Annotated in this window: 22 protein-coding genes and 1 pseudogene; 10 read left to right on the top strand and 13 right to left on the bottom strand. The window is 73.5% G+C overall.

Translation table 11 applies throughout. The annotated features are described in order from the left end of the window. Positions 1-36 precede the first annotated feature (36 nt). Together MTQ10_RS00870 and MTQ10_RS00865 are read left to right on the top strand one after the other, a co-directional pair. Positions 37-177, top strand: coding sequence for an SCO1431 family membrane protein (locus MTQ10_RS00870; protein WP_247461160.1), 141 nt, complete (start codon positions 37-39; stop codon positions 175-177). A gap of 88 nt (positions 178-265) precedes the next feature. After that, entirely contained in the window at positions 266-931 is a 666-nt protein-coding gene (locus tag MTQ10_RS00865; protein WP_247461158.1) for a TetR/AcrR family transcriptional regulator, read from the top strand. A 76-nt stretch (positions 932-1,007) separates the two neighbouring features. Here the strand turns inward: MTQ10_RS00865 and MTQ10_RS00860 are convergent, their stop codons facing one another. Both MTQ10_RS00860 and MTQ10_RS00855 read right to left on the bottom strand, forming a co-directional pair. Then, the gene (locus tag MTQ10_RS00860) at positions 1,008-1,262 is read right to left on the bottom strand and encodes a hypothetical protein (protein ID WP_247461156.1); all 255 of its coding nucleotides are present in this window, start codon (positions 1,260-1,262) and stop codon (positions 1,008-1,010) included. Between the two features lie 303 nt (positions 1,263-1,565). Beyond that, a complete protein-coding gene (locus tag MTQ10_RS00855) occupies positions 1,566-2,000 on the bottom strand; it encodes a hypothetical protein (RefSeq protein WP_247461154.1) in 435 nt (144 codons plus the stop codon). 293 nt (positions 2,001-2,293) lie between these two features. Here MTQ10_RS00855 and MTQ10_RS00850 point away from each other — a divergent pair, with 293 nt between their 5' ends. From MTQ10_RS00850 to fxsA, 4 genes are all read left to right on the top strand, one after another. Further along, on the top strand, positions 2,294-2,734 hold the full coding sequence (locus MTQ10_RS00850; RefSeq protein WP_247461152.1) for an Lrp/AsnC family transcriptional regulator: 441 nt from the start codon (positions 2,294-2,296) through the stop codon (positions 2,732-2,734). 47 nt (positions 2,735-2,781) lie between these two features. Then, a complete protein-coding gene (locus MTQ10_RS00845; RefSeq protein WP_247461151.1) occupies positions 2,782-4,383 on the top strand; it encodes an amidohydrolase in 1,602 nt (533 codons plus the stop codon). A 583-nt stretch (positions 4,384-4,966) separates the two neighbouring features. Beyond that, positions 4,967-5,809 (top strand): polyprenol monophosphomannose synthase, encoded by an 843-nt coding sequence (locus MTQ10_RS00840; protein ID WP_247461149.1) that lies wholly within the window; start codon positions 4,967-4,969, stop codon positions 5,807-5,809. 116 nt (positions 5,810-5,925) lie between these two features. Next, entirely contained in the window at positions 5,926-6,495 is a 570-nt protein-coding gene (fxsA, locus tag MTQ10_RS00835) for an FxsA family membrane protein (RefSeq protein ID WP_247461147.1), read from the top strand. Positions 6,496-6,700: 205 nt separating this feature from the next. Here fxsA and MTQ10_RS00830 read toward each other — a convergent pair whose 3' ends face one another. From MTQ10_RS00830 to yczE, 4 genes are all read right to left on the bottom strand, one after another. Beyond that, positions 6,701-7,075, bottom strand: a complete 375-nt coding sequence (locus tag MTQ10_RS00830) for an RNA polymerase-binding protein RbpA (RefSeq protein WP_010357981.1) — start codon at positions 7,073-7,075, stop codon at positions 6,701-6,703. A gap of 280 nt (positions 7,076-7,355) precedes the next feature. Then, complete coding sequence (locus MTQ10_RS00825) at positions 7,356-8,702, bottom strand: MFS transporter (RefSeq protein WP_247461145.1); 1,347 nt, start codon at positions 8,700-8,702, stop codon at positions 7,356-7,358. A 64-nt stretch (positions 8,703-8,766) separates the two neighbouring features. Beyond that, positions 8,767-9,534 (bottom strand): glycerophosphodiester phosphodiesterase, encoded by a 768-nt coding sequence (locus MTQ10_RS00820; RefSeq protein ID WP_247461143.1) that lies wholly within the window; start codon positions 9,532-9,534, stop codon positions 8,767-8,769. Beyond that, positions 9,531-10,178: a membrane protein YczE gene (gene yczE / locus MTQ10_RS00815; protein ID WP_247461141.1), complete on the bottom strand. Its 648-nt coding sequence runs from the start codon at positions 10,176-10,178 to the stop codon at positions 9,531-9,533. Before yczE ends, MTQ10_RS00820 begins: the two co-directional genes overlap by 4 nt. A gap of 210 nt (positions 10,179-10,388) precedes the next feature. On the opposite strand from yczE, the gene MTQ10_RS00810 reads away from it, so the two are divergent. After that, on the top strand, positions 10,389-11,888 hold the full coding sequence (locus MTQ10_RS00810; RefSeq protein WP_247461139.1) for an SCO1417 family MocR-like transcription factor: 1,500 nt from the start codon (positions 10,389-10,391) through the stop codon (positions 11,886-11,888). A gap of 369 nt (positions 11,889-12,257) precedes the next feature. Here MTQ10_RS00810 and MTQ10_RS00805 read toward each other — a convergent pair whose 3' ends face one another. After that, positions 12,258-13,829 carry an ATP-binding cassette domain-containing protein gene (locus MTQ10_RS00805; protein WP_247461138.1) on the bottom strand — a complete coding sequence of 524 codons (1,572 nt, stop codon included), beginning with the start codon at positions 13,827-13,829 and terminating at the stop codon, positions 12,258-12,260. A gap of 40 nt (positions 13,830-13,869) precedes the next feature. Continuing rightward, positions 13,870-14,064, bottom strand: coding sequence for a hypothetical protein (locus tag MTQ10_RS00800; protein ID WP_110626839.1), 195 nt, complete (start codon positions 14,062-14,064; stop codon positions 13,870-13,872). A gap of 274 nt (positions 14,065-14,338) precedes the next feature. Here MTQ10_RS00800 and MTQ10_RS00795 point away from each other — a divergent pair, with 274 nt between their 5' ends. Both MTQ10_RS00795 and MTQ10_RS00790 read left to right on the top strand, forming a co-directional pair. Then, entirely contained in the window at positions 14,339-14,731 is a 393-nt protein-coding gene (locus MTQ10_RS00795; protein ID WP_247461136.1) for an ankyrin repeat domain-containing protein, read from the top strand. Between the two features lie 323 nt (positions 14,732-15,054). Continuing rightward, entirely contained in the window at positions 15,055-16,473 is a 1,419-nt protein-coding gene (locus MTQ10_RS00790) for a HEAT repeat domain-containing protein (protein ID WP_247461132.1), read from the top strand. 120 nt (positions 16,474-16,593) lie between these two features. Here MTQ10_RS00790 and MTQ10_RS00785 read toward each other — a convergent pair whose 3' ends face one another. The 5 genes and pseudogenes from MTQ10_RS00785 to MTQ10_RS00765 form a co-directional block, all read right to left on the bottom strand. Next, complete coding sequence (locus MTQ10_RS00785) at positions 16,594-17,466, bottom strand: biotin-dependent carboxyltransferase family protein (protein ID WP_247461130.1); 873 nt, start codon at positions 17,464-17,466, stop codon at positions 16,594-16,596. Beyond that, positions 17,463-18,116, bottom strand: coding sequence for a 5-oxoprolinase subunit PxpB (gene pxpB / locus MTQ10_RS00780; RefSeq protein WP_247461128.1), 654 nt, complete (start codon positions 18,114-18,116; stop codon positions 17,463-17,465). Before pxpB ends, MTQ10_RS00785 begins: the two co-directional genes overlap by 4 nt. Continuing rightward, the gene (locus MTQ10_RS00775; RefSeq protein WP_247461126.1) at positions 18,113-18,871 is read right to left on the bottom strand and encodes a LamB/YcsF family protein; all 759 of its coding nucleotides are present in this window, start codon (positions 18,869-18,871) and stop codon (positions 18,113-18,115) included. The genes pxpB and MTQ10_RS00775 overlap by 4 nt, the downstream gene beginning before the upstream one ends. Positions 18,872-18,890: 19 nt before the next feature. After that, positions 18,891-19,722: pseudogene (locus MTQ10_RS00770) on the bottom strand (putative hydro-lyase). Between the two features lie 113 nt (positions 19,723-19,835). Beyond that, the gene (locus MTQ10_RS00765; protein ID WP_247461124.1) at positions 19,836-21,137 is read right to left on the bottom strand and encodes an MFS transporter; all 1,302 of its coding nucleotides are present in this window, start codon (positions 21,135-21,137) and stop codon (positions 19,836-19,838) included. 125 nt (positions 21,138-21,262) lie between these two features. Between MTQ10_RS00765 and MTQ10_RS00760 the strand changes: the two genes are divergently transcribed. After that, entirely contained in the window at positions 21,263-21,970 is a 708-nt protein-coding gene (locus MTQ10_RS00760) for a GntR family transcriptional regulator (RefSeq protein ID WP_247461122.1), read from the top strand. Positions 21,971-22,034: the final 64 nt, after the last annotated feature.

The raw sequence follows: 22,034 nt of genomic DNA, 5'->3' as shown, positions 1-22,034 counted from the left end.
CGACCGCACGCAACCGCACGACCCGAGCGAGACACCATGAGCGCACACTCCGCCACCGCCGCCCGCGCCCGCACCGGAGGGCCGCGCGAGGACGGACCGAACATCCTCGAACACGCCCTGGGCTGGACCCTCGTGGTGGTCCTGGCGATGCTCGTCACCCAGCTCGGGCTGGTGTGACCCCGGACACCGGTCCGCTGTGACCTGAGACATAGCCGACCTGACATACTGCGGGGGTCCCGCCGCCCGCAGGAATCCAGGGTCGAAAGTGAACATCAGCCGTCAGTACGACGCCGTCCCCCGCCCCCGGGCCCGCGGCACCGAGCGCTCGCTGGCCCGCCGCGCCGAGCTCCTCGCGATCGGGCGGAAGCTGTTCGCCGACACGTCGTACGACGCCCTCTCCATGGACGACATCGCCCGCCACGCCGGTGTCGCCAAGGGGCTGATCTACTACTACTTCCAGTCCAAACGCGGCTACTACCTGGCCATCGTCCAGGACTCCGTCGCCGACCTGGTGACCTTCGCGGCGAGCGGCACCGACCTGCCCCAGGTGGATCGTGTGCACCGCACCATCGACGGCTATCTGCGCTACGCCGAGCACAACCACGCCGCCTACCGCACCATCGTCAGCGGCGGCGTCGGCTTCGACGCCGAGGTGCACGCCGTGCGGGACTCGGTGCGCGAGGCGATCGTCGCGACCATCGCCGAGGGCGCCTACGGGCACGGCGACATCGCGCCGGCCGCCCGTACGGGCCTGCTCGCCTGGGTGTGCGCGGTCGAGGGGGCCACCCTCGACTGGATCGACCGGCCCGAGCTGTCCCGCGCGACGATGTGCGAACTGCTGGTCAAGATGCTCGGGGGCACCCTGCGGGCCGTCGAGGAGCTGGAACCCTCCCTGCCGGCCCCGCCGCCGGCCCGCCGCGACGGCACATAGCCGGTGGGCTCCGTCGCGGGGGAGGCGCTCGGCGCGGTACGCGCGGAGGGCACCCGCCCGGCCAGGCGCTCGGTGATCACCGCTCGCCGTCGGGCGCGAACCGGAACCCGCTGAACTGCCCCGGTCGGACCAGGGGCGCCGCCAGCCGCACCCACTCGGGGTCGTGACGGCCCGGCAGGGTGCGGCCCCGCTCGGCCCACGTCCGCATCAACTCCCGGTAGATGGGCGGGTCCTGGGGCTGCCGCGAGACGTCGGCCCGGGGAACCGATTCTGCGGGTGCCGGGACGAAGACGAGACGCTGATGTCCGGTCACCGTAGAGGTTCGGGTCATACCAGGGCAACGCGCCGTGGGGCGGACAGGTCACCGGCTCCCGGAATCGACTCTGAGTTCGCGCGCGCTCCCGCCGCCGAGCCCGCCCTGTCCGACAGGACGTCAACTTGCCCGCCGTACAACGGAATCCGCGCACCGTCGCACTCAGCGGGCCGGTGCGCGGAATGGAACCGGTGCCCCGGAAGCCTCCGGGGCGTACGGCGGGGGCGGACGGCGACGGTCCCGCGGCCGTTTCCGTGCGGGGCACGTCGAATGGCTCGGGCCGGCCGGCGGGTCGGGCCGCCCGGCCGCGCGCGACGGCGCTCAGGCCGCCCGGCGCATCGACGGCATGCGCATCGGGCGTGAACCCGGGCCGCCGACGTGCGAGAAGGGCTGCATCCGCCAGTCCAGCCCCTGAGGCAGCGTCAGCAGCAGGGCCGTGTCCTGCTCCTGGGGCTCCACGGTCTCGTCCGCGGGCCGGGCCTCGGAGGCGCGGCGGCCGGTGCCCGCGCACACCGTGAGGCCGAACGGGTTCCACGGCGAGGCACACAGCGCGTGCTCCGGCAGGACCTCCTCGCCGGCCAGCAGCGCGATCGGCTGCGCGCAGTCCGGGCAGATCACCCGGTACATCTCGAAGGTGTCGTACGCGTCGTAGTCGTCGTCCTCGAAGGCGTCGGGTTCGACGCCCTCCGGCTCGGGCTCGACGACCGGCTGCTGCCTCTTGGACACAGAACGACCAGGGCGCTTAAGACTCTGCATGGGATTCTCCCCCTCGGGCTGGGCCGTGAAGGCGCTGCGGCCTCGACCACAGCAAGCACTTCCCGTCCGGTCTCCCGGGTAATCACGGGAACATTACGGAGACCGTTCGAAGGGTGTGGCGTTGGTCACATGCCGCGCGCGCGTGTCCACCGAAGCCTCCGAGTCCCCCACGCCGCCCCCTCCCGTCCGTTCCCCCGATCGGGTCAGAACCGCCCCTGCCGCTGTCCGGAACCGTGGGCCCGCGCGCCACCACCGGTATCCGACGCGATCGGCGGCACTGTAGGTTCTGCGCCATGGAGGAGCTCGACCGTCAGATCGTGCAGCTGCTCGTCAAGGACGGGCGGATGAGCTACACAGACCTGGGCAAGGCCACCGGCCTGTCCACATCGGCCGTGCACCAGCGGGTGCGCCGGCTGGAACAGCGGGGCGTCATCCGCGGCTACGCCGCCGTCGTCGACCCGGAGGCCGTCGGGCTGCCGCTGACCGCGTTCATCTCGGTGAAGCCGTTCGACCCGAGCGCCCCCGACGACATCGCCGACCGGCTCTCCGGCGTCCCCGAGATCGAGGCCTGCCACAGCGTCGCCGGCGACGAGAACTACATCCTCAAGGTCCGCGTGGCCACCCCGCACGAACTCGAGGAACTCCTCGCCCGCGTACGCTCGCTCGCCGGGGTGTCCACCCGCACCACCGTCGTGCTGTCCACGCCGTACGAGGCACGCCCGCCGCGGATCTGACCGACCTGCCCGCAGCCCCACCCGCCCCGGGCGGGACACTGGTGCCCATGAGTGAGCGCACCGCCCAGCCGAAGACCGTCCTCCTGCGCCGCGGGGAGGTCCACAGCCCCGCCGATCCCTTCGCCACCGCCATGGTCGTCGAACGCGGCCAGGTCGCCTGGGTCGGCTCCGAGGGCGCCGCGGACGCCTTCGCCGCCGGCGTCGACGAGGTGATCGACCTCGACGGCGCCCTCGTCACCCCCGCCTTCACCGACGCCCACGTCCACACCACCGGCACCGGCCTCGCGCTCACCGGCCTCGACCTGTCCGACGCGCCCACCCTGGAGGCGGCACTCGACGCCGTCCGCGCCTTCGCCGCGTCCCGCCCGCACGACCGGATCCTGCTCGGCCACGGCTGGGACGCCTCCCGCTGGCCCGGCGGACGCCCCCCGACCCGCGCCGAACTCGACGAGGCCACCGGCGGACGGCCCCTGTACCTGTCCCGCATCGACGTCCACTCCGCGGTCGTCACCACCGCCCTGCTCGATCTCGTGCCCGGCATCGGCCCCGTCGACGGCCCCCTCACCGCCGACGCCCACCACGCCGCCCGCGCCGCCGCCTTCGCCGCCGTGAGCCCGCAGCAGCGCACCGAGGCCCAGCGCGCCGCCCTCGCCCGCGCCGCCTCCCTCGGCATCGGCACGATCCACGAGTGCGGCGGCCCCGAGATCTCCTCCGAGGACGACTTCACCGGCCTGCTCGCCCTCGCCGCCGAAGAACCCGGCCCGCGCGTCGTCGGCTACTGGGCCGAGCAGAACGTCGAACGGGCCCGGGAACTCGGCGCCGCCGGTGCCGCGGGCGACCTCTTCGCCGACGGCGCGCTCGGCTCCCACACCGCCTGCCTGCACGAGCCGTACGCCGACGCCGCCCACACCGGCACCGCCTACCTCGACACCCACGCCGTCGCCGCGCACGTCGTCGCCTGCACCGAGGCCGGCATCCAGGCCGGCTTCCACGCCATCGGCGACGCCGCCGTCACCGCCGTGATCGACGGCGTGCGCGCCGCCGCCGAGAAGATCGGCCTCGCCCGCGTCCGCGCCGCCCGCCACCGCGTCGAACACGCCGAGATGGTCACCCCCGAGACCATCGCGGCCTTCGCCGAGCTGGGCCTCACCGCGTCCGTGCAGCCCGCCTTCGACGCGCTGTGGGGCGGCGAGGACGGCATGTACGCCCAGCGGCTCGGCGCCGAGCGCGCCCGCACCCTCAACCCCTTCGCCGCGCTGCTGCGCGCCGGCGTACCCCTCGCCTTCGGCTCCGACAGCCCCGTCACCCCCCTCGACCCGTGGGGCACCGTCCGCGCCGCCGCCTTCCACCGCACCCCGGAGCACCGGATCTCGGTCCGCGCCGCCTTCACGGCGCACACCCGCGGCGGCTGGCGCGCCGCCGGCCGCGACGACGCGGGCGTCCTGGTGCCCGGCGCGCCCGCGGACTACGCCGTGTGGCGCACCGGCGAGCTGGTGGTGCAGGCTCCCGACGACCGCGTGGCCCGCTGGTCCACCGACCCCCGTTCCGGCACCCCCGGCCTGCCCGACCTCAGCCCCGGCCAGGAACTGCCGGTCTGTCTGCGCACCGTCGTCGGCGGCCGGACCGTGTACGTACGGCCGGGCGAGTGATCCACGAGCCGGGCGCCGCGCCGCGAGGGTGGTGCCCCGGAGTCGTCCACCCCGCGCCGCCCCCGCCCTGACCTGCGGGGCACGGGCTCCGGTGCAGGTCGAACGGCTGTTGACAGGCGACCGTCCGGGGCCGGTAGGTTCGGCGGGTCCACCCCAGGACGCCCGACCGGCGACCGTCCGCACTCGCCGAGCGCCGCCGGGTCAGGGAGCCAGGCTCGGTGCCCGCGCCGGCGAAGGAGGTTCCGGCCGGTCGGGGAGGTGTGACCCGGGTGGGGCCCGGGCGTTCAGTAGACAACGGCCCCGGCCGATCCGCAGCCAGCGGGTCCCGGGCCGGCCCGAAGGACACCGGGCCCCCATCCGCCGCACCCGCCGCCCGGGCACCGCACCGGCCGCCCGGCCGGGCCGCTCGCGGAGCGGGGCCACGGGGCAGGACCGCGCCCGAGGTGCCGTACATCGCGACCCGATTGCGGTCGCTTGTCCCCGCTCTTCCCAAATCGCCGCCTGCCGTACGTACGTCCTGTCACGTCGGTGCGGGGCGCGCCGACTATGGTGGTCCCCTGCGTATTGACATGAAGGGGCAGCAGTGAACGACGGCGACGGGACCCTCGAGGCCAAGGCCCAGGGGAGGCAGTTCGGTCCGCTCGGCACAGCCTTGGTGATCATCCCGACCTACAACGAGGCGGAGAACATCAAGAGCATCGTCGGCCGGGTGCGCAAGGCCGTTCCCGAGGCGCACGTTCTCGTGGCCGACGACAACAGCCCGGACGGCACCGGCAAGCTCGCCGACGAGCTGGCCGCCGAGGACGAGCAGGTGCACGTCCTGCACCGCAAGGGCAAGGAGGGTCTGGGCGCCGCCTACCTCGCGGGCTTCCACTGGGGCATGGAGCGCGACTACGGCGTCCTGATCGAGATGGACGCCGACGGCTCCCACCAGCCCGAGGAACTGCCCCGCCTGCTCACCGCGCTCAAGGGCGCCGACCTGGTCCTCGGCTCCCGCTGGGTGCCGGGCGGGCGCGTGGTGAACTGGCCCAAGTCCCGCGAGTTCATCTCCCGCGGCGGCAGCCTCTACTCGCGCCTCGCGCTCGATCTGCCGCTGCGCGACATCACCGGCGGCTACCGCGCCTTCCGCCGCGAGACCCTCCAAGGCCTCGGCCTCGACGAGGTCGCCTCCCAGGGCTACTGCTTCCAGGTCGACCTCGCCCGCCGCGCCGTGAAGGCCGGGTTCCATGTCGTCGAGGTCCCCATCACCTTCGTCGAGCGGGAACTGGGCGACTCCAAGATGAGCCGTGACATCCTCGTCGAGGCCCTGTGGCGGGTCACGGCGTGGGGTGTGGGGGAGCGCGTCGGCAAGATCACCGGCAAGGCGAAGCCGGGCGGCCGGGGCGCCGACGCGGCGGACCGCGCGAAGCCGCAGAGCGAGGTCTGAGGGGCCGGCACGCGGACCGGCGGTGCGCGTGCCGGGGGCCGACCGCCGGGTCCCGCACAGCCGGGGCTGATCAGGCGCTTATCCCGCGCTGAGCCGGGGCCGGGCACACTGGAGGCATGACGACTGGCGTTTCCACCTCTCCGTCCTCCGCACGGCCCCGACGCTCCCGGCTGCGGACCTGGCTGCCGCTGGGACTCGCCGTGTGGGTGGTGCTGGAGATCTGGCTGCTGACCATGGTCGCGGGCGCGACCAACGGCCTCACCGTCTTCCTGCTGCTGGTCGCCGGTTTCGTCCTCGGCTCGGTGATCGTGAAACGGGCGGGCCGGCGGGCGTTCCGGAAACTGAACGAGACGCTGCAACGGGGCGGCTCCCCCTCGGAGGGCAGCAGCGGCAACGGCTTCCTCATGCTCGGCGGCCTGCTGCTGATGATCCCCGGACTGATCTCGGACGCCGTCGGCCTCGTCCTGGTGCTCCCGCCGGTGCAGAAGGCGCTGGGGAAGCGCGCCGAGCGGTCCCTGGACCGCAGGCTGCGGGCCACCTCCGACGGCGGCCTCGGCGACGCCTTCCAGCAGGCCCGTATCCACCACCCGGACGGCAAGATCGTCCAGGGTGAGGTGATCCGCCGCGACGAGCCCGGCGACTCCCCGTCGGACCCGACGGAGCCCCGCCCCCCGCTGACCGGCTGAGCCGCACTCCGAAGACCGCACACGGCTGCGGCACCCTTCGGACAGCGCAACGGCTGCGGGACACAGGACCCACTGTGGCTCGCAGCCGTTGCCCGCTTCTTCAGGTTTCCCGGCTCCCGGGCATGCCGACGACCGCGGGCGCCGCACGTGAAGATCACGTGCGGCGCCCGCGGTCGATATGTCGCGCGGCCGAGCCTCGCGGGGACTAGGCGCTCTTGCGGCTGTCCCGAGGATGAACCGCGAGGTTCATCGCCCCGGAGCGCAGAACGGCCAGGCGCTCCTCGAGGACCTCTTCGAGTTCCTCGCGGGTGCGCCGCTCCATCAGCATGTCCCAATGCGTACGCGCGGGCTTGGCCTTCTTCTCCTCAGGGCCGTCGCCATCCACGAGGAGTGCCTGGGCACCGCAGACCTTGCACTCCCACTCCGGCGGGATCTCCGCCTCGACCGAGAAGGGCATCTCGAAACGGTGCCCCTTCTCGCATGCGTACTCCACGGCCTGGCGCGGGGCCAGGTCGATGCCGCGGTCCGTCTCGTAGCTGGTCACCACGAGGCGCGTGCCGCGAAGAGCTCGCTCACTCATGAATCGTGCCTCCCGGGCTTGTCGCCCACAGGACAGGTGTCGCTGTCGTCGTCATCCGGTCAACGTCCGGTCGGCGGTAAAGATTCCCGATCCGAGGTCCCCGTTCCGGGTCAAGCGTCGCCGTCGTAGCCGCAGCCTTAGTCAACCAGTGCGTACCCACCAGCGCCCGGTTTGTCACGTCTGCTGACAGATGTCACCCGGCGTTTCGTCATCTTTGACGCGCAGTAACGGTACGCCTGGCAGGCCAAACGCGTACACTACAGCCCTTTCGCCCCGAGCGCTAAATCTTCTCGGGAAGCGGATTCCCCGCGTCGCTGATCGCCCTGCGCACCGGCACCCGCGCCAGCAGCACGAACCCCAGCACGAAAAAGGCCACAAGCGAGATGATCGCGTCCCGGTAACTTCCGGTCAGCTGGTAGGTGAGGCCGAACAGCAGCGGCCCGAGCCAGCTCATGCCGCGGTCGCTCACCTCGTACGCCGAGAAGTACTCCGCCTCCTTGCCCGGCGGGACCAGGTGCGAGAAGAGGGAGCGGGACAGGGCCTGGCTGCCGCCGAGGACCAGCCCGATCCCGGCCGCCAGCACGAAGAACCACACCGGTGCCCCGGCCGGCAGGAAGTACCCGGCGCCGAGCGTGAGCGTCCACGCCACCAGCGAACCGAGGATCGTCCGCTTCGCACCGTACGAACGCGCCAGCCGGCCCATCGCGAGCGCGCCCGCCACCGCGAGCACCTGCACCAGCAGCACCGCCCCGATGAGCGTCGACTGGCCGAGCCCCAGTTCCTCCGATCCGTACACCGACGCCTGTGTGATCACCGTCTGGATGCCGTCGTTGTAGACGAGATACGCCAGCAGGAACGCCAGGGTCAGCGGATGCCGGCGCATGTCGCGGACGGTCGCGGCGAGCTGCCGCAGCCCCGGCAGCGCCTCCTCCCGCGCGACGGTCCGCCGGTCGCGCAGCCGGCGCAGCGGCACCAGCGCGAAGGCGCCCCACCACAGACCCGCCGAGGCCAGACAGATCCGTACCGCCGTGCTCTCCGACACGCCGAAGGCATCGTGCCCCAGATACTGGGCGAGGTTCACGATCAGCATCAGTGAGCCGGCGGCGTAGCCGAGGGCCCAGCCTCGGGAGGAGACCGCGTCGCGTTCCTCGGGCGGGGCGATCTGCGGCAGATAGGAGTTGTAGAGCATCATCGCCACGGACTGCGCCGCGTTCGCCACCACCAGCAGCAGCCCGCCGAGGAGATACCGCTCCCCATCGAGGAAGAACATGCCCGTCGTCGCCGCGGCCCCCGTGTACGCGGCCCCCGCCAGCAGGGGCTTCTTGCGTCCGCTGCGGTCGGCGGCGGCACCCACCAGCGGCATCAGCAGTACGGCGACGATCACCGAGAGGGAGACCGAGTACGCGAAGAACGAGCCCGCCCGCACCGGAACGCCCAGCGGGTGCACATAGCCGTCCGCGTCCGCGGCGGCCTTCGCCACGGACGTCAGATAGGGCCCCAGGAACACGGTGAGCACGCTCGTCGAATAGACGGAGCACGCCCAGTCGTAGACGTACCAGCCGCGCTGTTCGCGCCGCCGGTCCGCGGCCTCGCCGGCCGCCGGTGTGCGCACGGTGCCGATGTCCACCCGTGCCCTCGCTTCCCCGCCGCAGGTGCCGTGCCAAGGTGCGGCGGGGCGGCGGGCCGGGCCGTCAGACCCAGACGCCGCGTTCCTCCATGACCTTGCGCAACGTGTCGATGTGATCGGTCATGATGCCATCCACTCCCAGATCCAGGAGCCGGTGCATGCGCTCCGGTTCGTTCACCGTCCACACGTGCACCTTCAGCCCGCGCGCGTGCGCGGTCCGTACGAAGCGGTGGTCGACGACACGGACGCTGCCCTGCGTCTCGGGCACCTGCGCGGCCACGGCCGAGCGGCGCACCGCCGCGGGCAGCCCCCAGGAGCGCAGCCGCAGCCCCAGCACCCCGCGCGTGCCGAACGACGTGGCCAGGCGCGGGCCCGCCAGCCGCTGGGCGCGTACCACGCGGGCCTCGGAGAACGAGCCGAGGCAGATCCGGTCCCAGGCGTCCGCCCGCTCGACCAGCTCCAGGAACGGCAGCAGCGCCGGCTCCGCCTTGACGTCGACGTTCCAGCGCACCTCGGGGAACGTCTCCAGCAGCTCCTCGAACAGCGGCAGCGGTTCACGGCCCGCCACGCGCGCGTGCCGCACCTCCTCCCAGGGCAGCTCCGCGATGGCGCCGGCGCCGTCCGTCACCCGGTCCAGGGTCGCGTCGTGGAAGGCGACCAGCCGGCCGTCGAGGGTGGCGTGCACATCGGTCTCGATGTACCGGTAGCCGGCCTCGACCGCCCGCCGGAACTGCGCCAAGGTGTTCTCCAGACCGTCGGCCGCCCCGCCGCGGTGGGCGAAGGCGATCGGGCCGGGATGGTCGAGGTACGGATGGCGTATCGCGGTGGTCACCGACGCAGTATCGCCCCGTGGGGGGTGTTGCCCGCAACGACCGTGCTGTGCCGCGGGGCCTCCGGCACGTCGAACACCCGCAGGAAGAACTGGGCGAGCGGGCCGATGCTCAGCGCGTACAGCAGCGTGCCCACGCCGATGGTGCCACCGAGGGCGAACCCGGTCACCACCACCGCCACCTCCACGCCCGTACGGATCAGGCGGATCGACCGGCCGGTCCGCCGGTGCAGGCCGGTCATCAGACCGTCCCGCGGACCCGGGCCGAACCGGGCGGCGATGTACAGGCCGGTGGCCGCTCCGTTCAGCACCACACCGGCGACCAGCAGCAGGACCCGCAGAGCGTGGCCGTCGGCGTCCGGGACCAGCGCCAGCGTGCCGTCCATGGCGAGGCCGATGACGAAGACGTTGGAGACCGTGCCGAGCCCCGGCCGCTGCCGCAGAGGGATCCACAGCAGCAGCACCACCGCGCCCACGATGATCGCCACCGTCCCGATGGACAGACCCGTGTGCTCGGCTAGGCCCTGATGCAAGACGTTCCACGGCTCCAGACCGAGGTCGGCGCGGACCAGCAGGGCGGAACTCGCGCCGTACAGCACGAGCCCCGCGTAGAGCTGCACCAGCCGCCGCGCCAGACGGTCGGGCACCGCGAGGCCGGGCAGGGGACGGGACGGGGGACTCGACGCGGAGCGGGACGATGGACGGGTGAGGGGCCGGGACCGGCGACGGGACGGAAAGCGGGACGAGAAACGGGACAAAGCAGCCCCCGGATGGTGGTGGTGGCCTGACGCATGACACTCTGTGGCTTGGGAGGAAACCCGCTCCATGGCCAATTCGGGGAAGGTGGACTGGAAACCATGGCCCAGTGGACTTCTGCGGTGGGTGCCGCGCAGCTCGCCCGGCAGCTCAACGCGCAGCAGGACCGGCCGGCCGGCCCCGGCACCCGTCGCCCGCCCGCCTACCGGGCCCTCGCCGACGGCATCCGCCTGCTCGTGCTGGAGGGCCGCGTGCCCGTCGCCGCCCGGCTCCCCGCCGAACGCGAACTGGCCCTCGCCCTGTCCGTCAGCCGTACGACCGTGGCGGCGGCCTACGAGGCGCTGCGCACCGAGGGGTTCCTGGAGTCGCGGCGCGGCGCCGGCAGCTGGACCGCCGTACCGGCCGGGAACCCGCTGCCCGCCCGGGGGCTGGAGCCCCTGCCGCCCGAGGCGCTCGGCTCCATGATCGACCTGGGCTGTGCCGCACTGCCCGCGCCCGAGCCGTGGCTCACCCGGGCCGTGCAGGGCGCGCTGGAGGAACTCCCGCCGTACGCGCACACGCACGGCGACTACCCGGCCGGGCTGCCCGCCCTGCGCGCCATGATCGCCGAGCGCTACACCGCGCGGGGCATCCCCACCATGCCCGAGCAGATCATGGTCACGACCGGTGCGATGGGCGCGATCGACGCGATCTGCCATCTCTTCGGCGGCCGGGGCGAGCGCATCGCCGTCGAGTCACCGTCGTACGCCAACATCCTCCAGCTCATGCGGGAGGCCGGTGCCCGTCTCGTCCCGGTCGCGATGGCCGACGGGCTGTCCGGCTGGGACCTCGACCGCTGGCGTCAGGTGCTGCGCGAGGCCGCTCCCCGGATCGCGTACGTCGTCGCCGACTTCCACAACCCCACCGGCGCCCTCGCCGACGAGGACCAGCGGAGGCGGCTCGTGGAGATGGCGCGCTCGGCGGGGACCGTGCTGGTCGCCGACGAGACGATGAGCGAACTGTGGCTGGACGACGACGTGGACATGCCGCGACCGGTGTGCGGCTTCGACCCCGCAGGGTCCACGGTGATCACGGTCGGCTCGGCCAGCAAGGCCTTCTGGGCAGGGATGCGCATCGGCTGGGTGCGCGCGGCGCCGGACGTCATCCGCAGCCTGGTCGCGGCGCGGGCCTACGCCGACCTGGGGACGCCGGTGCTGGAGCAGCTCGGCGTGACCTGGCTGTTCGGTACGGGCGGCTGGGAACAGGCCGTTGAGCTGCGGCGCGCTCAGGCCCGGGAGAACCGGGACGCCCTGGTCGCCGCCGTCCGGCGGGAACTGCCGTCCTGGGAGTTCGAGGTGCCGAAGGGCGGGTTGACGCTGTGGGTCCGGGCCGGCGGACTGTCCGGCTCGAGGCTGGCCGAGGCGGGGGAGCGGATCGGTGTCCGCGTGCCGTCCGGGCCGCGCTTCGGCGTGGACGGCGCCTTCGAGGGGTATGTGCGGCTGCCGTTCACCGTGGGGGGCGCGGTGGCGGAGGAGGCGGCGCTCCGGCTGGCCGCCGCCGCGCGGCTCGTGGAGAGCGGCGGGACGGCCGGCGCGGAGGCACCGCGGACGTTCGTGGCGTGAGCCGGGCGGGGCGGTTCCCGCCGGAGGCCGTTGTGGCGGCGGCGCCTGCCGGTCGGCGCGGGGTTCCGGTTCGGCGGTGTCTCCTGACACCGGCTTGATACGGCGGTGCCGCGGCGCGGGGCTGCCCGTTGGGGCCCGGCTCGGGTTTGTTCCGGTCGTGCCCCCGGCTCGGGTTTGTTCCGGTCGCGTCCCCGGCTCGGGTTTGTTCCGGTCGTGCCCCCGGCTCGGGTCTGTTCCGGTCGCGTCCCCGGCTCGGGTCTGTTCCGGTCGTGCCCCAGGCTCGGGCCTGATCCGGTCGCCCCACGGCTCCGGTCTGATGCGGCGGCGCCCCCCGGCTCGGGGCAGCGTCGGCGGCGGCCCCGGCGCCGCCTACGAGGAGGCTTCCGCCGGTGCCGCCTCCGCGGGGGCCGGCACCCTCTCGCCGTCCGCCGGGGTCGTGCGCGGCGGGAGCAGTTCCAGCACCGCCTGCCGGTGGGCCTCGCTCGTCGCGTCGTCGTACGGGTCCGGCGTGGCCGGCACCTGTAGCCGGTGCACGGGCCCGGACCCGAGCCGCGCGTAACCGCGCCCCGGCGGGACCTGGGGCACGGGCGTCGTCTGCGGACGGGCGCCCAGCACCGCTTCGAGCTGCTCGAGGGTGGCCGGTCCCAGCACGACACGCGCGCGCGTGTGCTGCCGAACGGCGTCGCTCAGCGCGTCCGCGTTGTCGAACTGGTCGGCCACCACGACGGTGACGCTCGCCGCGCGACCGTGCCGCAGCGGCACCTGGAGCAGGGCCTGCGGGTCCTTGCGGCCGTCGGCCGCGGCGAGATGGGTGAACGCGGTCGGCCGGTCGACGAGGATCCACAGCGGGCGCCGTGTGTCCTCCGGCGGAGCCTCGCCTTCCTGGCGGGCCCGGTTGGCCGCGATCAGCCGCCGCTCGGTCTCGCCGGCCGCCCACTCCAGGCTCGCCACCGCCCCCGACAGCCCGCACTCGACGGCCAGGACACCGTCCCGGCCGGTCAGGCAGGCGTGGTCGCCGGTGCCGCTGCCGTCCACGACGAGCACGTCGCCGTACTGGAGGGCCTGCAAGGCGAGAGAGCGCAGCAGGGTGGAGGTGCCGCTGCCCGGCTGGCCCATGACCAGCAGATGCGGCTCCGTGGACCGGGCGCCGGTGCGCCAGACGACCGGCGGTACGTCGCGCTGCGCGTCGCCGTAGCCGAGCGGAAGGGTGCGCTGCACCTGGAGGGGGTCGGTGAAGCCGAGGACCGCCTCGCCCGGCGCGGTGACGAACCGCTGGGCGGCGATGTCGGTGGGCAGCGGGGCGAGCACCGTGACGGTCAGTTCGTTGCCCTCCTCGTCCCAGGCGAAGTGGTACTCGCGTCCGCGGCCCGCCTTGGCGGTCAGCAGATGCTCGACACGCGCGCGTGCCTCCGGCTCGCCGTCCGGGAAGTAGGCGGGGTAGCGGATCAGCAGCTGGGCGACACGGCCCGTGTCGTCGAAGTCGTACGACGGGAACGCCTTCTCCCAGTCACCGCCGTGCGCGTACAGCGGGGCGGGGTCCTCCGCGGCGGAGAAGTACGGCACGAGCGCCTCGTAGAGCGTCTTCAGCCGCTGTGTCTGGGACTCGTCGGGTCCCTCGGGGGCGGGCGGGGTGCGGTCCCTGCCCTGCCAGGCCGCCGCCGCCATCAGGGTGATGACGGCGAGCAGCGGGCCGTACGGCACCAACGCCACGACCAGGATCACCGATGCCACCAGGAACAGCAGCGGTCCGCGCTTGTCCTTGGGGGTGTCGGCCCACCTGCGCCGCCCGGCCGAGGCCAGCCGGCGCAGTCCGCGGGAGATCGTGATCAGCGGATGGAGGACGTCGGTGGCGCTGTCGGCCGCCGTCCGGGCCAGCTCCCGGCTCCGGGCGATCTGCGCGCTGCCTGTGCTCAGGATGCGGGGGAGGGGGCGCCGGGCCACGTGACTCTCCTGTGGGTGCGTACGGACGGGAGGAGCGGCGTCAGAACTTGATGCCGCCGAGGAGGCTGGCCAGGCTCTCTCCGCCGGCCTTGATGCTGGGTGCGATGGCCGTGCTCGCGAGATAGAACCCGAACAGGGCCGAGATCATCGCGTGCGACGCCTTCAGTCCGTCCTTGCGGAAGAAGATGAACACGACGATGCCGAGAAGTACGACGCCTGAGATGGACAGGATCATTGGGGCTCTCCTGGTGTTTCGGTGGGGACAGTCACCATGAGTACTTCCAGGATCACAGCATGTATCCATACGATAAAAGGTGCAAATGGGGGAAATCTTTGCGATTTCCCTCTGCTGGCGGAAGCCGAGTACGCCCGCCTGAGCAGCGGTGTTGCGTCGAACGGACCCCCGGGTGATCTTTGCCTGCGGCGGGTCCGCTCATGTGCCCGCCGAGCCAGTACCCTGGCGATTCACCTGAACGGCTGCGATGAGCGATGGAGAGGCGGTCACGCCGATGAGTGAAGCCCCCGACCCCGAGGTCGTGGAGCTGGCGACGAAGATCTTCGACCTCGCCCGGCGCGGCCAGACCGAGGCGCTCGTGGCGTACGTCGACGCGGGCGTCCCGGCCGGTCTCACCAACGACCGGGGCGACTCCCTGGTGATGCTCGCCGCCTACCACGGCCACGCCGGTACGGTCCGCGCCCTCCTGAAGCGCGGCGCCGAGGCCGACCGGCCCAACGACCGGGGCCAGACCCCGCTCGCGGGCGCCGTCTTCAAGGGGGAGACCGAGGTGATCCGGGCCCTCCTGGACGGCGGCGCCGACCCGCACGCCGGCACTCCGTCGGCCGTGGACACAGCACGCATGTTCGGCAAGACGGACCTGCTCGAACTGTTCCGCGCGGAGTGACGAGAACCGCGCTGACCAGGTAGAACAGTGTCGTTGACCACGTAGGACAGCACAGACGGGGGAGGCGGTACGGGGCCGCCGGAAATATCGGTCGCGGTGGGCGGAACCGCCGGGTCATCATGACGTCGTGATTCACGGACGCGACGGCTGGGCAGGTGTTGCCGCACCGCGCGGGCCGTGACAGGTCCGCACGGGCCACAGACGAGAGGCAGAGGAAGATGGCTTACAGCAAGCAGGAAACGGCGGGCGCCCCGACGTGTTGCGGCGCGACCAGGTAGTGCACGGTCCCGGTTGCGTCGACGCTTGATGTGAGGCTGTTTCCCATGTTCGAACCGGTCATAGCGCCCAGCGGCACCCTGCTCGGGCTCCTGCAGAGGGGCCGCGGCGACGGCACGCTCCACGCGCTCACCGCTCCGCGCTCCGAGGCGCTCGCGGCCCTGACCCACTGCGTGACGCGCGATCCCCGCCACGACTGGCAGGTGGAGAACCGCTCCCTCTACTACGCCCGACTCTTCCTCGACCTCAACGGCGAGCTGGACGAGATCGAGGCGCACCTCTTCGATGCCGAGGACGCCTTCGACACCGACGAGTCCCGCACCGGGCTCGCCCTGGCCGTCCTCGGCCACCTGGCCTCCTACGGCCGCCGCGACGCCCTGGAGCTGCTGCGCCGGTACGCGGCCACCGGCTCCAACTGGACCTGGGCCCTGGACGAACTGGCCCTGCGCGACGACGACGCCGGGCTGCGCGCCCTCGCCGCACCCGTCCTCGCCCGGTTCGCCGACGACGCAGAAGGCCGGGCCGAACTGGCCGCGGTCGTCCGCGACGCCTTCGAACCACGGCCCTGGCGCCTGTGGGCGGAGGACCCGCGCGACTACATCTCGGCACGCGTGCGTGCCGCCCACGAGACAGGCTGCTTCGACCGCTGGCAGCGCCAGATGCGGCCGTCAGGGCCGCGCCCCGGCTGGAGCGTGCGGGCCGTCTTCGACTGGGCCCAGCAGGGCCTGGACCGCGGCGCCGCCCTGCACGTGCCCGCCGCCCGCTGCCTCGCGGCCGTCGCCGGCCCCGAGGACCGGCCCGAGATCCTCAGAGCCGCCAGGCAGGGCGGCGACGGAGCCCGCTGCACCGCGCTGCGCTACCTCGCCGACGGCGACGATCCCGACACGCTCGATCTGATCGAGGGCGCCGTCGACGACGGAACGGCCGTCGTCGTGGAGGCCGCCGCCGACGCCTTCGAACGCATGCGCAGCGACGCGGCCGTGGAGCGGGCCCGCCGCTGGGCCGGCCGCCCCGACCTCCTCGGCGCCGCCGCCGGACGCGTGCTCGCCTGCCGCGGCGGCACCCAGGACAAGGACCTCGTCCTCGGCGCCCTGCGCGAGGCCGTCCGCGGCGACGGCTGCGACGCACCCACCCTCGCGACCCTCGTCGACGGCGCCGGACGCCTCGGCATCGCCTGCGCCGCCCCCGTCCTGCGGCACGTCTACCGCGAGACCGCCTCCTCCCATCTGCGCGGTCGCTGCGCCAGCGCCCTCGCCGCCACCGACACCTCGTTCGCCACGGGCTTCGCCGTCGAATGCCTGTGGGACTGCGAGGAGACCACACGGGAACTCGCCGCCCGGCACGCCGAGACCGGCGACGCCCGCGTCGTGGAACGCCTGCGCCGCCTCGCCGCCGACCCCGCCGAGGAGGCCGAGGTCCAGACGGCCGTACGCAGCCGGATCGGAACGGACCCCGCCCCGATGTGAGCACGTTCGGCCCCGGTGGCGTGTCCGGCGCCGGGCCACCGTAGGGGGGTGACCCGGCGCCGGGGCTTGGAAGTACGAGGCCGGGGGGCTCCGGAGCGCGGAGCACGGCGCCGGGGGCCCTCAGCGGTGCCGTACCACCACGAACCGCACCGGAGTGCCCGGCAGGGCCTGGGCCGCGGGCGCCAGGTCGGCGGGGCGGATCACCCCGACGACCGGGTAGCCGCCTGTGGTCGGGTGGTCGGCGAGGAACACGACCGGTCTGCCGTCCGGCGGCACCTGCACCGCGCCCAGCACCACGCCCTCGCTGGGCAGCTCACCCGTGCGGGCCCGCTCCAGCGCGGGCCCCTCCGTGCGCAGGCCGATCCGGTTGCTCGCGGGCGAGACGCGGTACACGCGCGTGCCGAGCGTTCGCAGGGCCTCCGCGGTGAACCAGTCGTCGCGCGGGCCGAGCGTCACCCTGAGCACCAGCTCCGTCGGCGGGCCCGGCTGCGGGGCCACGTCCACGCGCGCGTGCTGCCCCGCCACGGGCCGCCCCAGCGGCAGCACCGTGCCGTCCGTGAGCGGCGCCGGTCCGAGCCCGGAGAGCAGATCGGTGGATCGGCTCCCGAGAACCGGCTCGACGGCCACGCCTCCCAGGACGGCGACATAGCTGCGTACGCCCCCGACGGCCGCCCCGGCCTCCAGGACGGCCCCGGCGGGCACCCGTACCGGCGCGCCCCAGGCGACCGGCCCGCCGTTCACCGTGACCGGGCAGGGCGCGCCCGTCACCGCCGCGACGACAGCGGACCGCGGGCGCACGGCACACCCGTCCAGGGTGGTCTCCAGAACCGCCGCACCGGCCGGATTGCCGACCAGCCGGTTGGCGAGCGCCGCCGCCGGAGCGTCCAGCGCCCCCGAGCGGGGCACACCGAGGTGCGCGTACCCCGGACGGCCCCCGTCCTGCACAGTGGTCAGCGCCCCGGCTCGTACGACGGCGAGCGCGCGGTCCGTCATACGGCGCCTCCCGGGCCTGCCGGCACGGCGGCATCCCCCGCGCCGACCGGCACGAACCGCACGCGGGTGCCCGGGGTCAGCAGAGCGGCCGGCACACGCGTGTGGTCGAACAGCACGGTGTCGGTCGTACCGATCAGCTGCCAGCCCCCGGGCGACGACCGCGGATACACGCCCGTGTACGGCCCCGCCAGGGCCACCGCCCCCGCCGGGACGGCGGTGCGCGGCGTGGCCCGGCGCGGCACCTCGTACCGGGCCGGCAGACCGGTGAGATAGCCGAAGCCGGGCGCGAAGCCGCAGAAGGCGACGCGGAACTCGGCCGCCGCGTGGATGCGCGGCACCTCCGCCTCCCCGACCCCCCAGTGCGCGGCGACCTCCGCCAGGTCGGGGCCGTCGTAGCGGACCGGGATCTCCACCGCCTGACGGGACGGCGGGGGAGCGGGCGGCAGCTCGGCCGAGGTCAGCTCCGCCGCCAGCCGCGCGGGGTCGGACAGCCCGTCGAGCAGGACCGTACGGGCCGCCGGGACGATCTCCGTGACCCTGAGCAGGCCCTCGGCGCGGCGGCGCTTCAGCTCCGCGTGCAGGGCCTGAGCCTCCTCGCCCGAGGCCACCTCGACCAGCAGGGCGTCGTCTCCGACGCGCAGCACCCTCATGCGAAGGCCTCCACCGTGACACCCGACGCCTCCAGCCGCTCGCGCACCCGGCGGGCCAGGTCGACGGCGCCGGGCGTGTCGCCGTGCAGGCACAGGGAACGCGCGCGTACCTCGACCGTCGTACCCGCGTACGAGGTGACGGTGCCGCAGCGGGCGAGGCGCAGCGAACGCTCCACCACCGCGTCCGGGTCGGTGACCACGGCACCGTCCCGGCCGCGCGGCACGAGGGTGCCCTCGTCGCTGTAGGCGCGGTCCGCGAACGCCTCCGCGACGACCGGCAGCCCGGCCTTCCCGGCCAGCTCCAGCAGCCGTGAGCCGGGCAGCCCGAGCACCGGCAGTGTCGCGCCGGCGAGCAGCACCCCGTCCACGACGGCACCGGCCTGGTCCTCGTCGTGCACGACCCGGTTGTACAGCGCGCCGTGCGGCTTCACATACGCCACCCGTGCGCCCGCCGCGCGGGCGAACACCTCCAACGCGCCGATCTGATAGGCCACTTCGGCCGTGAGCTCGGCGGGCGGCACCTCCATCGCCCGCCGCCCGAACCCGGCCAGGTCCCGGTAGGAGACCTGCGCGCCGATCCGTACGCCCCGCTCGGCCGCCAGCTCGCACACCCGGCGCATGGTGACCGCGTCCCCGGCGTGGAAGCCGCAGGCCACGTTGGCGCTGGTGACGACGGACAGCAGCCGTTCGTCATCGGTCAGCTGCCAGCGGCCGAAGCCCTCGCCGAGGTCGGCGTTGAGATCGATGGAGGTCATGGTCTTCTTTCCGGATCGTTCAGGCCACGCGGTACTGCTCGTCGCGGGCGTCGGTGAGGAACATCTGTCCCGGTGCGTGCGTCAGGGCGAAGGGCGGGCGGGAGGCCGCCAGCGCCGCCTGCGGGGTCACACCGCAGGCCCAGAACACCGGGATGTCGTCCGGCTCGGTGTCCACCGGGTCGCCGAAGTCGGGGCGGCCGAGGTCGTCGATGCCGAGCCCCGCGGGATCGCCGCAGTGTACGGGGCCGCCGTGCACCGCCGGCAGCAGACCGGTCTCCCGGCTCGCCGCGGCCAGGTGCCGCGGCGGCACCGGACGCATCGACACCACCATCGGACCGTGCAGCCGCCCCGCCGGCCGGCATGGTCTGCCGGGTCGTGTACATCGGCACGTTGCGGCCCTGCTCGACGTGGCGCAGCGGCACACCGGCCTCGGTCGGCGCCCACTCGAAGGTGAAGCTGCTGCCGATCAGCAACGTCACCAGATCGTCCCGCCAGTACGCCCGCACATCGGTCGGCTCGTCGACCGGGACGCCGTTCTCCCACACCCGGTAGCGGGGCACATCGGTGCGCAGGTCGGCGCCGTCGGCGAGGACCGTCGTCCACGACCCGGCGTCCGTGACGTCGAGCACCGGGCAGGGCTCGGGGTTGCGGACGCAGAACAGGAGCATGTCGTACGCCCATTCCGCGGGCACGGAGACGATGTCCACCTGGGTGTGTCCCGCGACGACGCCAGAGGCGGGGCCGCTGAGCCCGTCCCGGAAGCGGGCACGGGCCTGCGCGGCGCTCCACGCGTGCGCGTGCGGGTGCGTGAGGGCGACGGGCCGGTCGGCGGGGCCGACGGCCCGGGCGATGCGCTCGTCGGTGCCGGTGCCGGTGCCGGTGCCGGTGCCGGTGCCGATGCCGGTGCCGGTGCCTGTGCCGGAGCCTGTGCCGGAGGCCAGGGCCACGGAGGTGTCCCGGAGGTTCACAGCAGCTCCTTCCCGCGCGTCTCCGGCAGCCCCAGCAACGCCAGGGCGGCGACGCCGTAGCCGATCGCGCCGAACACCAGAGCGCCGCCCACGCCCCAGCTGTCGGCGAGGAAACCGACCGTGGTGGGGAACACGGCGCCCATGGCACGGCCCGTGTTGTACGTGAAGCCCTGACCGGTGCCGCGTACCGCTGTCGGGTACAGCTCGCTCAGATACGACCCGAAGCCGCTGAAGACGGCCGACATGCAGAACCCGAGCGGGAAACCGAGCACCAGCACGAGCGTGTTCGCACCGGCGGGGATGTGCGCGTACACGGCGACGCAGATCGCCGACAGCAGCGCGAACAGCCAGATGTTGCGGCGGCGGCCCAGCCGGTCGGTGAGGTGACCGCCGGTCAGGTAGCCGAAAAAGGCACCGGAGATGAGGAAGGCGAGATAGCCGCCGGTGCCCACGACCGACAGTCCGCGCTGCGACTTCAGGTATGTCGGCACCCAGGTGGCGAGCGTGTAGTAGCCGCCCTGCACGCCGGTCGAGAGCAGACAGGCGAAGACGGTCGTGCGCAGCAGGCCCGGCTTGAAGACAGCCGTGAACGAGCCTCTGTCCGCGCTCCGTTCACGGACGGCCGCGGCCTCCGGCGCGTCGTGCACGCTGCGGCGCACCCACACCACGAGCAGCGCGGGCAGCGCTCCCGTCCAGAACATCACCCGCCACGCCAGGTCGTCGCCGACGAACGAGAACACCAGCGTGTACACGATCACGGCCAGCGCCCAGCCGACCGCCCAGGAGCTCTGCACCGCGCCGAGGGTGCGGCCCCGGTGCCGGGTGGTCGCGTACTCGGCGACCAGGATCGCGCCGACCGCCCACTCACCGCCGAAGCCGAGACCCTGCAGTGCCCGGAAGGCCAGCAGCGTCTCGTAGTTCGGCGCGAAACCGCACGCGACGGTGAAGACGGCGTAGGTGATCACGGTGATCATCAGGGCCCGCACCCGGCCGACCCGGTCGGCCAGCACTCCCGCGAGCGCGCCGCCGACGGCGGAGACCACGAGGGTGACGGTGGTGAACAGGCCGGTCCGGCCGCTGTCCAGGCCGAAGTACGCCGCCAGCGCGACCATGCCGAGCGGCAGCGTGAAGTAGTCGTACGCGTCCAGGGCATAGCCGCCGAACGCTCCGGCGAAAGCGCGCCGGCCGCGCGGGCCGAGGGCGCGCAGCCAGCCGAACGCGCCGTCGTCGGCGGCGCGTGCACTCCTGGCCGGGCGGGTGTCGGTGGGAAGGGCCTGCGGTGGAGGGGTCGTGCTCATGGGCACCTCGCAGTGGGATGACGGAGGGTGCGACAGAAGAGCGTGCCCAGCACCGTAGAGGATCGTTCAACGATCCTTCAATACCCGTGTTGTTTCGTTCTGGTGTCTGCGGTTGAATTCCGGGCATGGCAGAGCAGCTGGCGTCACTGGCCGACGACCGGGCCCTCCTGGGCCGCACCAGCACGGCCGAACGGGTCTCCGACATCCTCCGCAGCCGGATCGCCGACGGCTTCTTCCCACCCGGCACCCGCCTGTCCGAAGACAGCATCGGCGGCGCGCTCGGTGTGTCGCGCAACACACTTCGCGAGGCGTTCCGGCTCCTCACACATGAACGACTGCTCGTCCACGAACTCAACCGGGGCGTCTTCGTCCGGGTCCTGACCGTCGAGGACGTCGAGGACATCTACCGCACGCGCGCGTTGGTCGAGTGCGCCGTCGTCCGCAGCCTCGGCGAACCGCCGTACGCCCTCGACGGACTCGCCGACGCCGTCGCCGACGGCGAACGGGCCACCGCCGAGAACGACTGGAAGGCGCTGGGCACCGCCAACATCCACTTCCATCGCGAACTGGTCGCCCTCGCCGGCAGCGAACGCACCGACGAGGTGATGCGCAGCGTCTTCGCCGAGCTGCGCCTCGCGTTCCACGTCGTGGACGACCCGCGCCGGCTCCATGAGCCGTACCTGGCTCGCAATCGCGAGATACTCCAGGCCCTGCGGGAGGGGGACCGGGACCGGGCGGAACGGCTCCTCGCCGTGTATCTCGACGACTCGCTGGAGCGGATGGTCGAGGTCTACCGGCGGCGCGTGGGGGACGACGGCGCGTCGGCGGGCTGAGCGCGGCGTGTGCGGCGAGGGGTGCGGGCGTTCGGGGCCTGGGGTGTGGGCGGGGGGGAGGGCG

Origin of the sequence: Streptomyces sp. XM83C (genome assembly GCF_023072675.1) — a bacterium.
In the GTDB taxonomy this organism is placed as follows: Bacteria; Actinomycetota; Actinomycetes; order Streptomycetales; family Streptomycetaceae; genus Streptomyces; species Streptomyces thermocoprophilus.
This window is presented reverse-complemented; position numbering and strand designations above follow the sequence as displayed.